This is a genomic window from Lysinibacillus sp. GW821-FHT14F06 (genome assembly GCF_058803665.1).
On sequence record NZ_JBXAPF010000010.1, the window covers coordinates 86895 to 103256 of the forward strand.

Below are 16362 nucleotides of genomic sequence, written 5' to 3' on the forward strand. Positions count from 1 at the left end.
CGACAGCAACAAATCTTTACTGTGCGAAAGCCCAGCGACAGCAACAAATCTTTACTGTGCGAAAGCCCAGCGACAGCAACAAATCTTTACTGTGCGAAAGCCCAGCGACAGCACCAAATGTTTTTGTACCAAAAATGAAACATTAGGTACAGAATACATTCATCTCTATAGGTGGCGAGATGAATGCGATTTTTTCCCTATTTAGGTGTACAAAAGACCGACTGATTCAAGTTAAAGCCCCTAGCCAATAGCAAGCTCAAAAAAATCGTGATGCATTTTCTCAGGGGCGTAATTGATTTCCACTACTTAGTATAAGGAAATTTTCGCATGTATGCTACTTTTTCTTAGCTCTCAGCTTGGATGAGCTATAGCGGTGGGTGCGCATGACACTTTCTGCAAACTGGATAGTAGGAATCATTTCCACCAATTTGAATTTGATCACCTGTATACACAGGCTTTCCACTTTCATCAACACGTAAATTCATCGTTGCTTTTTTATGGCAGAACCAGCAAATGGTTTTCATTTCTTCAATTTTATCTGCATATGTAAGCATGTACTGACTTCCTTCAAATAACTCATTTTGAAAATCATTTTTCAAACCAAAGCCCATAACAGGGATGCCTAGTTTATCCACAATATTTGCTAACTGTAAAACATGTGCCCTTTTTAAAAATTGTACTTCATCAACAAGTACACAGTATGGCTTTACTGTATTATTTTCCACGAGCTCAAATATATTTGTATCATCATAAACAGGTATAGCTTCTTGACGTAAGCCCACTCTACTGGAAACAAAGCCTACTTCATCACGTGTATCTAAGCCTGATGTAAATATCATGACAGGTTTTTGTTGTTCTTCATAGTTATGCGCAACTTTCAAAATTTCGATGGATTTCCCACTATTCATTGCGCCATGCTTAAAATATAGCTGTGCCATGTTGTCTTCTCCCTTTCTTCTAGTCAATCTGGATTCTTGAAAAGACTGCATCAACGTGTTCATCATATACTGAAAAAAATACCTGCCAAGCACATGCTTGGCAGGTATTAAACTAACATTAGTTTTTAAGACCGTATTTTTTGTTGAAACGATCCACGCGACCATCAGCAGACGCGAATTTTTGACGGCCAGTATAGAATGGGTGACATTCGTTGCAGAACTCGACAACGATGTTTTCTTTTACTGAACCAGTTTTGAAAGTATTCCCACAAGAGCAAGTTACTGTTGCTTCTTTGTAGTTTGGATGAATTCCTTGTTTCATATTCGTTTTCTCCTCTCGCCCTGAACCATCTGGAACAGAGTATTATCGAACTGTACCTTACATAGCCCGAATATGAGTGAAACTATCAGCTATATATGTACACGTTGCATACTTTTGAAGTATAGCATATTATTTAAAAATATTTCAAGTAAAAAAATTACCTTTATTTAATTATCCTCTTACTTCACGATAATCATTATCCACTAAACCTATTTTTTTATTACGTTCTTTAAAACGAATATTGTGAGATGAAACATACGCGACTTTAGGTGCATCTGGTTCTAAATACAGCTTTGCGCTATTTAATGCTAATATACCATCTGTAAATGCACCCGCTATATATCGAACCTTACTAGGATGATCTACAAAATCGCCTGCTCCATAAATACCTTCAATGTTCGTTTCACGTTTTTCATTGACAATCGCAACGCCATCTTCAATGTTTAATCCCCATTTTTCAAGTGCACCATAATCGCATTTTAAGCCATGATTCACAATGATTGCATCTAATTCAATACGTTCAATTTTGCCAGTATCTTTATTTTCTATCGAAACAGATTGAATTAATTCACCATCTCCATGTAGCTGAACTACCTCATATGGTGTTTTTAAACATACTGAGGAATCACGCATTTTTAAGACACTTTTTTCATGGCCGCCAAATTCATCACGTCGATGAACAACTGTTACACTGGCAGCAATCGGTTCTAATTCATTTGCCCAATCCACAGCAGAATTACCGCCGCCAGAAATTAAAACATGCTTATCGCGGAATATCTCTAATTCCTGCACAGTATAATGTAAATTCGTTACTTCATATTTATCAGCACCCTCTATTTCAAGCTTTTGCATGGAAAGGACACCATATCCAACAGCTAAAATAACTGTTTTCGAATAATGCTTTTCACCTGTCGATGAAGTCAAAATAAATGTACCATTACTTTGTCTTTCTAAATGCTCGACTTTCTGATTGAACACAATTGTTGGATCAAATGTTTTCGCCTGTTCTATTAATTGCTCAATTAGCTGGCCACCTAAAATTGGCGGTACGCCTCCGACATCCCATATCATTTTCTCAGGATAGATTAACATACGCCCCCCAAGCTGAGAGCTATATTCAATAATCTTCGTCTTTAAATCCCGCATTCCACTATAAAAAGCCGTATAGAGCCCTGCTGGACCACCACCAACAATCGTCACATCATACAGTTCTTCCTTCATTTCTCTATAATCCTCCATTCCAATTTACTCTTATTTTTATCTAGTTAACTAGCTTCTATATATTTATTGTTTTAATCGAGCTAATAAGTATAAGAAGTATGGTGCGCCTAAAACAGCAACAACTATCCCTGCTGGTATTTCAGAAGGTTCAAGTAAGGAACGACCAATCGTGTCTGCCATTAGTACAAGTAGACCGCCAACTAATGCTGAAGCAGGAAGTAAAAATTGATGTTTTGCTCCTACAAGTTGCCGTGCTAAATGTGGAGCAATTAACCCAACAAAGCCAATTCCTCCACTGACCGAAACGCTTGCACCTGCTAAACCGACAGATGCTGCTAATAGCCAGCGACGTTCTTTTTCAATTGAAGCACCTAAACCAACAGCGGTTAATTCACCTAAATTCAAGATATTTAATACACGTGATTTTGTATAAACAAAAGGAAGCAATACAACGAGCCAAGGCAATAATGATAAAACAAATTTCCAATTCGAGCCCCAAATACTACCTGCAAGCCAAGTTGCTACAAATTGATAATTTTCAGGTGAAAGGCGAAGCGTCAGTACAATCATTGCTGAACTAATACCTGCTGCTACAGCAATCCCTGTAAGAAGTAAGCGCATCGGTGTGATTCCCTCATGACGTTTATAAGAAAGTGCATAGATAAGAATGGCTGTCATACCTGAACCAAAAAAGGCTAAAACAGGGAGTAGATAAACAGGAGCTGCTGCTGTTGCTGGGAAGAAAGAAATAAATAACATCACGGCAAGTCCAGCACCAGCATTGATACCGAGAATACCAGGGTCCGCCAAAGCATTCCTTGAAATTCCTTGTAAAATCGCTCCTGAGATTGCTAAACCCATTCCCACTAACACAGCAATGACAATACGTGGAAGCCTAAATTCAAATAAAATAAGCTGCTGCTGCGCGTCACCCTGACCAAATAGAGTACGTAGAACCTCCATAGGTGTTAATTTAATGACCCCTGTATTCATACTGATAATAAAAGTAATAATAATTAATATCGTTAAGATGCTTAATACGAAAAGATTTTTTTTCCTTGTCTTTTGTTGACTAGCGGTTAAATAACTATTTTGACTCATAATTCTTTTCCTCCTTTACGTGCTAAGTATAGGAAGAATGGTACGCCAATAAAGGCAATTAATGCTCCAATAGGCGACTCATATGGAGGATTAATGATACGAGCAATAAAATCAGCCAGCACAACAAGTAGTGCACCGTACACTACTGAACAGGAAATAATCCAACGATAATCATGTCCTACTATGTATCTTGTTAAATGCGGAACAATTAGTCCTACAAAGCCAACTGCACCGACAACAGAAACAGCCGCACCTGCTAAAACAAGCACGATAATCATACCCCATACTTTAATGACTCCTGTTCGCTGTCCCAAGCCGATTGCAATTTCCTCTCCTAAACTTAATAACGTAATTGAACGTGACAGAATAAGTGCACCAATCATAGCTACAAGTATCCAAGGACCCATGATCTGTAGATGACTCCACTTAGTCCCCGAAACACCACCTGCATACCAAAAGGCTAAATCTTGTCCAATACGAAAATAAAGAGCAATCCCTTCACCTAATGCTCCTAAAAGTGCACTTACAGCTGCCCCTGCAAGTACTAGTCTCATTGGTGTTAAGCCACCTTTAGCAATGGAACCGATTCCGTAAACAATAGCTACCCCTAATCCGGCACCTAAAAATGACCACATAATGATATACATATATGATAAGCCTGGAAAAAATGCAAAGCAGACTGCAAGCATAAATGCTGCACCAGCGTTTAATCCTAACAAGCCTGAATCTGCTAATGGATTGCGTGTCATTCCTTGCATAATAGCACCAGAAACTGCAAAACACGCACCTACTAATGCTGCACCTAATACTCGTGGCAAACGTATTTCATGAATAATTTGATGTTCAGTTAAATCAGATGAAAAATTAAAAACTGCCTTCCATACAGTACTTAGCGAAATATCTGCCGCTCCAAAAGATATTGATAAAGCTATTGCAAATACTAGTCCAACAAGACCTAAAACAAGCGCCACTACAGCACGTATTGGATGAGAACGTTTTTGCAGCGCCTCTAATTTTTCGAGTCCTTCTACTCCTTCAGCTGACGTAGCCATGTGTTTCCTCCTTAAAGATAAATCATCCTACTATTTCTTCCTGCTGGAATTATTCTAAAAACTGAACACTACTCCTCTCTTCCATATAGTTGGTAAGATAGACAAATAGGATGCCCGCTAAAAGGACAAGTAGCCATTTCTGCATCTATACTAAACACCTTTTGTAGATTTTCTTTAGTCATAACCTCATCAGGGCTTCCATTTACAATTAATTGTCCACTTCTCATCGCTATCATAAAGTGAGAAAAACGGGACGCATGGTTTAAATCATGTAATACCATCACAATGGTACGCCCCTCTTCTCTATTGAGCTTTTGTAATAGCAGCAGAATATCTAGTTGATGTGCTAAATCCAAATAGGTAGTTGGCTCATCCAATACAAGGATATCGGTCCCTTGTGCCAATGCCATGGCAATCCAAACACGTTGACGCTGTCCTCCAGACAAGGCTTCAATTGGACGATCACTGAATTCACGTAAACCTGTAACATCTATTGCCCAATGAATATATTCATAATCCTCTTTGCGTAGAGTACCAAAACCTGTTTGATGCGGGAAACGACCATAGGATACTAATTCAAAAACAGTTAATCCTCCTGGTGCTGTTGCTGTTTGAGGCAAAATTGCCATCCTTTTCGCAACTTCCTTAGTTTTTAACTGATGAATTGCCTTCCCATCCAAATAAACTGCGCCGTTTTGCGTTCTGAGCATACGTGCTACAGCCTTTAATAAGGTAGATTTCCCACATCCATTTGGGCCTATAATTGTTGAAATTTGCCCTTTTGGAATTTCTACACTTAAATCATCTACGATTAAAGTAGAAGAATAACCAATAGCAACGTGTTCTATTTCAAGGACTGCCATATAACATTTTCTCTCCTTTAGGTATTAAGTTTTAAACATACTGTTTTTTCAAGATTAAACGTGAATATTGAAGAAATGATAAATAAGTCATTTCTTCAATATGAATCCTATATTTGTAGACCGAATTGTGCTGTATACAGTCCATAATATGCTTTTTTGCTATCCATCAATTCATCATGTGTGCCTTCCTCAATAATGCCCTTCTTCGAAACAACGACGATACGGTCAGCATCCTTAATGGTCGCTAAACGATGGGCAATCACTAGGGTTGTACGTCCAACTGAAAGCTCATTTAATGCTTGTTGAATCGCTTGCTCAGTTTCTGTATCCAAGGCTGATGTTGCCTCATCTAAAATCAATATTTTAGGATTTTTTAGGAAGATTCGTGCTATTGATAATCTTTGCTTCTGTCCACCTGATAATTTCACACCACGTTCACCTATCAATGTATCCATTCCTTCTGGTAAAGCTTTGATAACATCTTCTAGTTGTGCTCGTCGTGCTGCATACCATATATCTTCTTCACTTGCATTTAAATCACCATAAGCAATGTTCTCTCTTATTGTGCCATCAAATAAAAATACATCCTGCTGGACAATCCCAATGTGAGAGCGGAGAGAGTGAAGCTTGAAATCCCTTATATCTATTCCATCAACTTTAATAGATCCTTCACTCACCTCGTAAAAACGTGGTAGTAGACTACAGATTGTTGATTTCCCAGCGCCTGATGGACCAACAAGTGCAACCGTTTCGCCAGGATGAACCTTTAAATTAATTTGGTTTAAAGCTCGCTTGTCCTCGGTATAGCCAAAAGATACATTGTTAAATGTAATTTCTCCTTCAATGTCCTTAATTGCCTTTGCTTGTGGACTATCAGCAATTTCAGGGTCTGTTTCAAGGAAATCAACATAGCGCTTAAAGCCTGCCATGCCTTTTGGATAGCTTTCAATAAACATATTAATTTTATTAATAGGACCTAATAGAATATTAGATAACAATATAAATGCGATAAATTCACCATTTGTTAAATTGCCATTTAACACAAAATACGCACCTATGAATAACGTAAACAATGATAAAACCTTCGTTAAAATTCCTGAGATTGCTTCATTCCAGGCCATTACTTTATACGAAAATAGCTTCGTCATACGGAATCTTTCATTATTCACCTTAAAGCGATTGATTTCATGTTCTTCATTTGTGAAGGCTTGTACAACTCGAATACCACTAACATTATTTTCAACCCGTGCATTAAAGTCAGCAATATCTCCAAACATTTGGCGAAATGCCTTTGACATAAGCTTTCCAAAAACAATTGTTAGGATTAAAATAATTGGCACAAGCAGGAATATAAGAATAGTGAAGGTTGGGTCTATATAAAACATAACCCCGAACGTCCCAATAATTGTCATGAAAGCAATGAAAATATCTTCTGGTCCGTGATGGGCTAGCTCTCCGATATCCATTAAATCATTAGTTAGACGAGAAACGAGATGCCCTGTTTTGTTATTATCAAAATATCGGAATGATAGCTTCTGTACATGGCTGAAAGCTTCCCTACGCATGTCCGTTTCAATATTAATGCCTAGCATATGTCCCCAATAAGAGACAATAAAGTGCAGAATAGAATTTAAAATATAGAGCCCAAACAGCAATGAACTTGCCATAATAATCCACTTTAATTCTCCATCCGGAAGAATATCATCGATTACCTTGTTTAGCACAATTGGAAAAGCTAATTCTATGAGCGCCACCAAAATTGCGCAGGAAAAGTCCAGTATAAATAATCCCTTGTATGGTTTGTAATAAGAAAAGAAACGCTGTAATAACATGGATGCATCCTCCTATTTTTAATGTCCGCAAGCTCTAAAGGATCATTAAGTAATAATAATTGTAACTCAAATGATAATGATTATCAATTTCATTTATTATAAAATCTAGTAAATAAGCTACCTGATTACAACAGGTAGCTCACCTCCCTAATTATTTGTCATCAAATCATTCCGCATAAATGATATATATAATTTCTAACAATCAGTGATAGATCTGTAACCCTAATGATTATTCAGCTAGTGTAAACTCTATAATTTTGTCAGCTATGTCTTCAGCTTGATGTAATCCAGAAAGTGGATCAGAGGCAAAATAATACTCTGGCGCTAACTGAATTGTTTGCTTCTTCTTTACAACATCTAAATTGGTCCAAGTTGATGGAAACTCTCCTTCTTTATTGAAGAAATTTATTACAAAAACATAATCTCCAACGTAGTCTCCTGCGACTTCATAAGAGATTTCATAACGTCCACGACTGGGATCTTTAGTATCGAAAAGATTTTGTACCTTTTCCTGAGGTTTTACTCCAAGAATTTGATATAATGCCCTTCCGCCTGACACACTATTATTTCCCACAACTGTGGCTTTCTTTGCGAATAAATCAAATATAGTAAACGTGGATTCTTCTGATACAACAGCATTTATTTTCTCTTGTGCCTTAGCTATCCGACCCTCGAAATCTTTGATAAAGGCATCAGCTTGTTGCTGTCTTCCTAAATATTCACCCATTGCCTTAATTTCATCAGCGGCTGTTTTATGGGCTGTCTCAGAAAATACTATAGTTGGTGAAATTTTTTCATATTTTCCTACATATTCTGGATTCCACGTAACGATTAAATCAGGTTTTAATTCAACCATCTTTTCAATTGACACATTACTATCTGCTCCAATATTTAAAATATCTTCATCTTTGTAATATGGTTTCAAAAATGCTGCATAATCTAAGTTTGCTGTTACAGCTCCTACTGGCACAGCATCTAACGCTAGAATTTGACCAAGGTACCAGTCTGTAACGATACGTTCTGCCTTCACTGGTATAACTACCTCACGTCCACTATCATCGATGACTGTTCTTGTAATCGCTTCTTTTGTTGTAAGTCCACTGGTCTGGTGTTTACTATCCTCACCACTTGCCGCCGAAAATAAAACGAATAATTTAAGCAAAAAAGGCAGCTTTAGTTGTTGAATCCTATTTGTTATCATTACTTCATTTTTGAACCGATTTGCTTGCGCTAGCTGATTCTCATTGTATTGAAAACTATTCTCAATTGTAATGGTGATTTCGGACATATAGGATGGATAATTCAGCCTATAGCTACTTGGAGCCATATTTGTCACCTTTTTAAAAGCTCGACTAAAATAATATTCATCCTCAAATCCTAATGAAATAGCGATTTCTTTAATACTAAATTGATTAGTAAGAAGGTATTTTTTTGCTTGTTCTATTCTTAATTTCTGTAAATAAACTTGTGGACCAACTTCATAACGAGCCTTAAAAATTCGTAATAAATGTCGTGTACTAATATCCAGTAAATCAGCTAGCTTTTGAATTGATAATGGTTCCTCAATATGTTGCTCAATATATCGACGAGCTGCTTCTGCTTTATCAATTTCGTGTGGCTTCCCATGTCCCTCCACAAGTTCTTGAAAAACACGATAAATGAGCCAATAAAAGGATGCCTTTACTGATAAATGCTCTTGAATAGAACCCGACTGCCATTTGATATACATATCTTGCAATACAGTTTGAATAGCAATAGGATTTGCTGGTATACAGGAAAAAATCGTTTGGAATGGTTGATATTGCATTTGTAAATGCTGCATAAATGTATCTGAGTAAACAATATCCCCTCTGTAGGGGATGAGATAATAACTCAATTTATCTGCTGAGATATGTAGGGATTGAGATTTTCCAATATGAAAAATAGTAAAGCGCTGTACAAAATAAGGTTGATCATCAATCATTATTTCTGCAGCACCCTCAGTAATTATTAATAATGTGCTATATTTCAATACTTTTGTCATTTGTACAGGAGTATTCTGTACATAGTCAATTTGCTTTAACTTGATATATGCATTTTGCCATAGAAGCAAATAGGCCTCATAATTCATATCGTTCTCCTCAAATTTAGAATTATATGCTATCATTATATTGATAACGATTATCAATTTCAATAAATATATAATACATAAAAAATACACATTTCTCATTATCTGTTTGAAAAAAAAAAATCACCATCAACTATTTCTAGTTAATGATGATTTATATTTAATATTAACGGTATAACTAACAATCTATGAAGGATGCCCAACAGGTTGCAGTTTTTCTTTAAAGTAACCCTTTACCTTTAGTAGCCTTTTTCATATCTTCATTTAATTTTTCAAAGAATTCTTCATTTGATTTGGTTGTTCGTAATTTCTTTAAGAAGCGCTCCGCAAAATCAGGTGCGTCTGAAAATGTTTTACGAATTGCCCATAGCTTTTCAAGTTGCTCAGGCGCAAGAAGAAGCTCTTCTTTTCGAGTTCCTGAACGACGTATATCTAGCGCAGGGAAAATGCGTCGCTCTGCTAATTGACGATCTAAATGAAGCTCTAAATTACCTGTCCCTTTAAATTCCTCGTAGATTACCTCATCCATTCGAGATCCAGTATCCACTAAAGCTGTTGCTAAAATTGTTAAGCTACCGCCTTCTTCAATGTTACGTGCAGAACCAAAGAAGCGCTTTGGTCTATGAAAGGCAGCAGGATCAATCCCCCCTGATAACGTACGACCACTAGGCGGAATGACTAAGTTAAAGGCACGTGCTAAACGAGTAATGGAGTCCATTAAAATAATAACATCACGCTTATGTTCAACTAAACGACGTGCTCGTTCTAATACTATTTCAGCTACTTTCACATGATTTTCTGGAACCTCATCAAAAGTAGAGCTTACGACATCTGCATTCACAGAACGTTCAATATCTGTCACTTCCTCAGGACGTTCATCAATAAGTAATACAATTAACTCTGCCTCTGGATGATTGGTTGTAATGGCATTGGCTATTTCTTTTAATAATGATGTTTTCCCTGCTTTTGGTGGTGCTACGATTAATCCACGCTGACCAAAACCTACAGGTGCCACTAAATCCATAATACGTGTCGATAAATTACGTTGTGTTGTCTCAAGCTTAATTTGTCGATTAGGATATAATGGTGTGAGTGCAGGGAAATGTACACGTTCTTTCGCTACTTCAGGATCTTCACCGTTCACCGCATCCACTTGTAATAGCCCGTAATAGCGTTCATTTTCTTTAGGAGGACGTACCTTCCCCGACACCTTGTCCCCATTACGTAGGTCAAAGCGACGAATTTGGGATGCCGAAATATAAATATCCTCTTTACTTGGAGAGTAGTTAATTGGTCGAAGGAAGCCAAAGCCTTCTTGCGAAACAATTTCAAGTACGCCTTCCATAAAGAAGTAGCCCTCTTGCTCTGAACGCGTTTTCAAAATAGCAAATATCAATTCTTTTTTCGTTAGCTTGCTATAATATGAAATTTTGTATTGGCGTGCAAGGGCGTAAAGCTCTTTTAACGTCATGTTTTCTAATTGAGCGATTGTCAATGCAGACATATGCACAACTCCAGTCTTTTTCAAAATATAATACTTTAATGGGGTTATCATGGAAGTTATTTTTACGAAAGGCTTTGTTATAAAGTTAAATCCATAGCTATCAGAGTCTTTTACTAAAATCAAAACTACGGATATTACTTCAAGTGATAGACACTAAAGTATAACATAGCCTTATGAAACTAAGGGATGGTTTAAATTTAGAAGAAGGTACCTAGCGCAAAAGATGCACTAGGTATATTTTAGAAGATAATTTTATTTATAGCTAGGTTTTTTATCAAGTGCGTGACGACCTTCTACAAAACGCACAGTTCCCGATTTAGCTCGCATAACAACTGAATGCGTTAAAGCGTAGGCCCCTTTATATTGAACACCCTTTAACAGCTCACAATCTGTTACTGCTGTTGCCGCAAAAATAGCATCGTCGCCTTTAACTAGGTCATCTAAGTATAACACTTTATCTACGTCAACACCCATTTGTTTGCAACGCTCTAGCTGCTCCTCGTCCTCTGGTACTAGCTTCGCTTGGAAGTCTCCACCTAGACATTTTAAAGCAACAGCCGAAATAACGCCCTCAGGGGCACCGCCTGTACCAAACATGATATCAATACCTGTTTCATCAAAAGCAGTATTAATTGCAGCGCCAACATCACCATCTTGAATAAATTTAATACGTGCACCTGCTTCTCGAATCTCGTCTACTATTGCTTGGTGGCGAGGTCGATCTAAAAGCGTAGCTACTACGTCTGAAATATCTTTATTTTTAGCTTTAGCTACTTGTAATAAATTATAAGTAACAGAAGCGTTAATATCGACTTTACCAGCTGCTTCTGGTCCTACAGCAATTTTCTCCATATACATATCAGGTGCATTTAACAAATTACCTTTATCAGCAATGGCTAGTACTGTCATGGCACCATTTGTACCTTTAGCCACAATATTTGTACCTTCTAATGGGTCAACCGCAATATCTACTTGAGGACCTCCATTACGTAAGCCAAGTTCCTCACCAATATAAAGCATTGGTGCTTCGTCCATTTCGCCTTCACCTATTACTACTGTAGCATGCATTGGAATTGTATCGAACATGGCGCGCATCGCAGTTGTTGCTGCATCATCTGCCTCAATTTTCAAACCGCGTCCCATCCATTTGCCGGATGCTATTGCTGCTGCCTCAGTTACTCGTACTACTTCCATCGATAAACTACGTTCCATGATTGTTTTGCCTCCCGTTATCGGCATAAATCTATCGCCGAAACATTCAAATTATCTCTATTGTAACATATTTGGTTCAAAACTTTTAGCTCTCATTAGTCCTTTGCCTCTGCTACGCGTGCTATTATCGTTTCACGTCGAATATCAGCGCCTAAATCACGTAATTTTTCAATAAGTGAGCTATAACCACGTTCAATATGATAGATTTCTTGAATTTCCGTCTCACCTTCAGCTAAAAGACCCGCTAATACAAGCGCAGCACCTGCACGAAGATCTGTGGCAGTTACAGTTGATCCATGTAGTTTACTAGGACCTGTAATAATAGCTGTATTGCCCTCAACACGAGCATTAGCATTCATACGTCGAAGTTCATCGATATGCTTAAATCGAGCTGTATAGATAGTATCTGTCACCTTTGAGGACCCGAATGCCTGAGACATTAAAACTGCAAGCGGCTGCTGAATATCTGTTGGGAATCCAGGATACACCAATGTTTTTACATCAACTGCCTGTAATGTATTGAGGTCAGTTTTCGGCACATAAATACTTTCCTCTCCGATGTCAATCTTGATACCCATCTCACGTAGCTTGGCAATAATTGCCTCTAAATGCAACGGGATTACATTATCGATGGTAATGCCCTCACCAACAGCAGCTGCCATAATCATGAAAGTAGCCGCTTCAATTCGATCTGGAATAATTGTATGTTCCGTACCATGAAGTTCCTCAACACCATCAATCCGAATAACACTTGTACCTGCACCTTTAATATTGGCGCCCATATTCGTTAGCAGTGTCGCCACATCAATAATTTCAGGTTCTTTTGCTGCATTTTCAATAACTGTACGCCCTTTTGCAAGGACAGCAGCCAGCATAATATTTATCGTTGCGCCAACACTTGCAACATCTAGATAAATTTTTGCGCCGATTAATTCATCTGCGCGTAAATAGATAGCTCCATGCTCATTTGTAATCCTTGCTCCTAATGCCTCAAAGCCTTTTATATGTTGGTCTATAGGTCGTGGTCCTAAGAAGCAACCACCAGGTAAACCAATGACAGCTTTTTTAAAGCGTCCAAGCATTGCTCCCATTAAGTAATAAGAAGCACGAAGCTTTTTTACATTGCCATTTGGTAATGGAAGGGCAATCATATCAGTTGGATCAATGGTCATTTTACCATCCTCAAATGTAACTTCCCCACCAATTTCCTCTAATAACGCCTTCAATGTCCATGCATCTGAAATTTCTGGTATCCCTCCAATTGTCACTGGAGAGTTCGCCAAAATTGATGCTGGAATTAAGGCGACTGCACTATTTTTTGCACCACTAACTTTAATTGTACCTTTTAGACGATTTTCGCCTGTAATTTTATAAACATCCATTTTGCGTTCTCCCTCATGATTGGAAAGTAATTTTTGCGATTGGCTCACTCTATAATCTTATTATTCGCCTTTTCTCTTATTCCAATCCGCTAAAAATCCTTCAATTCCTTTTTCCGTTAATGGATGGTGAAAAAGTTGCTTTAATACTTTATAAGGAGTAGTGGAAATATGTGCACCTGCAAGTGCTGCTGCTGTTACATGCTGAGGATGGCGAACAGATGCAGCAATAATTTGTGTTTCGATATTATGAATAGTGAAAATATCGGCAATTGTTTCGATTAGTTCTACACCATTTTGTCCAATATCATCAAGGCGACCGATGAATGGTGATACATATGTAGCACCTGCACGAGCAGCCATTAATGCTTGATTTGCACTAAAAATTAATGTTACGTTCGTTTTAATACCTTTGTCAGCAAAATAGCGACATGCTTCTAATCCAGCGGGCGTCATTGGAAGCTTAACTGTAATATTTGGTGCAATAGCAGCCAACTCTAAGCCTTCTCTGATCATTCCTTCTGCATCTAGTGCAATGACCTCCCCACTTACCGAGCCGTCTACAAGCTCTGCAATTTCACGAAGTCGATCATGGAAAGAAACATTCTCTTCTTTAGCCACTAATGATGGATTTGTTGTAACACCAGATAAAATCCCCCATGCATGTGCTTCTTTAATCTCTTCAAAGTTTGCTGTATCGATGAAAAATTTCATAATTATTTCCTCCTGATCACTGTTTAGGCTCGACCCAAAAATGTAGTAATTTCTAAAGCTTATTTTGTCATAGTGAGCCATCTAATTGAATTTTTACCAAAAAATCATGATTTCAAAAACAAGAGAAGGTCGATAGTTGCATCAACACTTCTCTTATATTATGTGTATTCATCTATGTTTTTGTAACATATTAGATGCAAAAATTATGCTTTTTGTGCACTACCAAATTCACGAATTTTCCCAATAACAGTTGCTTTAATAGCTTCACGAGCTGGACCAAGGAATTTACGAGGATCATAAACAACTTTATCATTATCAAGAATTTCGCGGATTATTTTTGTTGCAGCAATTTGATTTTCAGTATTAACGTTAATTTTTGCTGTACCTAATGAAATGGAGCGTTGAATATCTTTTGTAGGGATACCTGTACCACCATGTAAAACTAATGGAAGGTCAGCTAGTTTTGAGATTTCTTCCATTTCCTTGAAGCCTAAGTTTGGTTCACCTTTGTAAGGACCATGTACGGAGCCAAGTGCTGGTGCTAGACAATCAATATCTGTTAACTCAACCATTTTACGGCATTCCTCTGGATCAGCATACATGATTCCACCGATGACACCATCCTCATCACCACCAACTGTTCCAAGTTCGGCTTCAACAGAAACACCTTTTGAATGTGCATATTCAACCACTTTCGAAGTAATCTCAATATTTTCTTCAAATGGATGATGTGAAGCATCGATCATAACGGAAGTAAATCCAGCATCAATAGCTTCCTTACACTTTTCAAAGCTTGAACCATGATCAAGATGAATGGCTACTGGAACAGTTGTACCATAAGATTCCATTAATCCCTTTACCATGTGTACAACGGAGATAAATCCACCCATATATTTACCTGCGCCTTCAGAAACGCCTAGAATAACTGGAGATTTTTCTTCTTCTGCTGCTTGTAAAATTGCTTGAGTCCACTCAAGGTTGTTAATGTTGAATTGACCAACCGCATAACCTTCTGCTTTTGCTTTAATTAACATCTCTTTCATAGATACTAATGCCATACTAAAAATCCTCCTCTTAGGACTATTCTTTCTACATAAATATGCTATTTAATCATAGCAAAAATAACAGCCCCTGAAAAGCAGGGGCTGTTATTTTCTACGCGATAGCGCAGTGCAACGTAGCGGCAGCGTCTGTTTTCTGCACGAAAGTGGAGTGCAACGTAGCAGCAGTGCCTCCGCAGTGTAGTGCAACGTAACGAAGGTTCTCTCCCCTGAAAAGCAGGGGCTGTTATTTTCTACGCGAAAGCGCAGTGCAACGTAGCGGCAGTGTTTGTTTTCTGCACGAAAGCGGAGTGCAACGTAGCAGCAGTGCCTCCGCAGTGTAGTGCAACGTAACGAAGGGGCTCTCCCCTGTAAAGCAGGGGCTGTTATTTTCTACGCGAAAGTGCAGTGCTACGTAACGAAGGGGCTCTCCCTGTAAAGCAGGAGCTTTTATTTTCTACGCGATAGCACAGTGCATAGACAGCGTTTGTTTTCTACACGAAAGCGTAGTGCAATACAAAAATGGCTACTTTAATCTTCTCTATACAAGCTATCTTTACAGAGATAGTTGATAATTAAATATTTTAGGAAGTAATGAGAATAAGAAATGCAATATTACTACTAAAAACAGGCCGTGTTAACCACTGCCTGTTTCTAAGACTTTAAAACTTTATTTACCTCGTCACGCACTTCAAAAATATCAAAAGGTTTTGTGAAATATCGAATAGCTCCTAAATCTAATGCTTCCTGAACGACATCCAGTTCACCATAGGCAGTCATCATAAATACAGGAAGTTGTGGCCATTTCTCTTTTAAACACTTTAATATTTCTATACCATCCATCCCTGGTATTTTCATGTCTAATAGGACACAATCCATTTCCTCTTCTGCATATTTTAGTGCCTCCACGCCATTAGCAGCCAAATATGTAACATAACCTTCCTTTTTCAATACTTCATTCAAAAGCAAACGAATTCCTTGTTGATCATCGACAATTAGTAATCGTTTCACATTTCATTCCGCCCTTTTTGAGTTATTATTCTTGCACAAAAACTTCCCTTAGTATGTATTATTCTC

The 16362-nt window shown here is 37.9% G+C and carries 14 protein-coding genes; all 14 read right to left on the reverse strand.

The window, feature by feature from the left end:
• Positions 1-365: 365 nt before the first annotated feature.
• Positions 366-938: a thymidine kinase gene (locus tag AC1RNS_RS11480; RefSeq protein WP_492992731.1), complete on the reverse strand. Its 573-nt coding sequence runs from the start codon at positions 936-938 to the stop codon at positions 366-368.
• 118 nt (positions 939-1056) lie between these two features.
• Positions 1057-1260, reverse strand: a complete 204-nt coding sequence (rpmE, locus tag AC1RNS_RS11485) for a 50S ribosomal protein L31 (RefSeq protein WP_054611246.1) — start codon at positions 1258-1260, stop codon at positions 1057-1059.
• A 171-nt stretch (positions 1261-1431) separates the two neighbouring features.
• Positions 1432-2481 carry an NAD(P)/FAD-dependent oxidoreductase gene (locus AC1RNS_RS11490; RefSeq protein WP_492992816.1) on the reverse strand — a complete coding sequence of 350 codons (1050 nt, stop codon included), beginning with the start codon at positions 2479-2481 and terminating at the stop codon, positions 1432-1434.
• Positions 2482-2544: 63 nt separating this feature from the next.
• Entirely contained in the window at positions 2545-3582 is a 1038-nt protein-coding gene (locus AC1RNS_RS11495) for a FecCD family ABC transporter permease (RefSeq protein ID WP_492992733.1), read from the reverse strand.
• A complete protein-coding gene (locus AC1RNS_RS11500; RefSeq protein WP_492992734.1) occupies positions 3579-4634 on the reverse strand; it encodes a FecCD family ABC transporter permease in 1056 nt (351 codons plus the stop codon). The genes AC1RNS_RS11495 and AC1RNS_RS11500 overlap by 4 nt, the downstream gene beginning before the upstream one ends.
• A gap of 68 nt (positions 4635-4702) precedes the next feature.
• Complete coding sequence (locus AC1RNS_RS11505) at positions 4703-5497, reverse strand: ABC transporter ATP-binding protein (RefSeq protein WP_492992735.1); 795 nt, start codon at positions 5495-5497, stop codon at positions 4703-4705.
• Positions 5498-5604: 107 nt separating this feature from the next.
• Positions 5605-7329 carry an ABC transporter ATP-binding protein gene (locus AC1RNS_RS11510; protein WP_492992737.1) on the reverse strand — a complete coding sequence of 575 codons (1725 nt, stop codon included), beginning with the start codon at positions 7327-7329 and terminating at the stop codon, positions 5605-5607.
• Between the two features lie 229 nt (positions 7330-7558).
• The gene (locus AC1RNS_RS11515; protein ID WP_492992738.1) at positions 7559-9439 is read right to left on the reverse strand and encodes an AraC family transcriptional regulator; all 1881 of its coding nucleotides are present in this window, start codon (positions 9437-9439) and stop codon (positions 7559-7561) included.
• Between the two features lie 217 nt (positions 9440-9656).
• The gene (gene rho, locus AC1RNS_RS11520) at positions 9657-10940 is read right to left on the reverse strand and encodes a transcription termination factor Rho (RefSeq protein ID WP_492992740.1); all 1284 of its coding nucleotides are present in this window, start codon (positions 10938-10940) and stop codon (positions 9657-9659) included.
• Between the two features lie 252 nt (positions 10941-11192).
• Positions 11193-12152, reverse strand: coding sequence for a class II fructose-bisphosphatase (glpX, locus tag AC1RNS_RS11525; protein WP_492992741.1), 960 nt, complete (start codon positions 12150-12152; stop codon positions 11193-11195).
• Positions 12153-12247: 95 nt separating this feature from the next.
• A complete protein-coding gene (gene murA, locus AC1RNS_RS11530; RefSeq protein WP_492992743.1) occupies positions 12248-13534 on the reverse strand; it encodes a UDP-N-acetylglucosamine 1-carboxyvinyltransferase in 1287 nt (428 codons plus the stop codon).
• Positions 13535-13594: 60 nt separating this feature from the next.
• Positions 13595-14245: a fructose-6-phosphate aldolase gene (fsa, locus tag AC1RNS_RS11535; protein ID WP_492992744.1), complete on the reverse strand. Its 651-nt coding sequence runs from the start codon at positions 14243-14245 to the stop codon at positions 13595-13597.
• Between the two features lie 203 nt (positions 14246-14448).
• A complete protein-coding gene (locus AC1RNS_RS11540) occupies positions 14449-15303 on the reverse strand; it encodes a class II fructose-bisphosphate aldolase (protein WP_492992746.1) in 855 nt (284 codons plus the stop codon).
• Positions 15304-15939: 636 nt separating this feature from the next.
• Complete coding sequence (locus AC1RNS_RS11545; RefSeq protein ID WP_492992748.1) at positions 15940-16296, reverse strand: response regulator; 357 nt, start codon at positions 16294-16296, stop codon at positions 15940-15942.
• Positions 16297-16362: the final 66 nt, after the last annotated feature.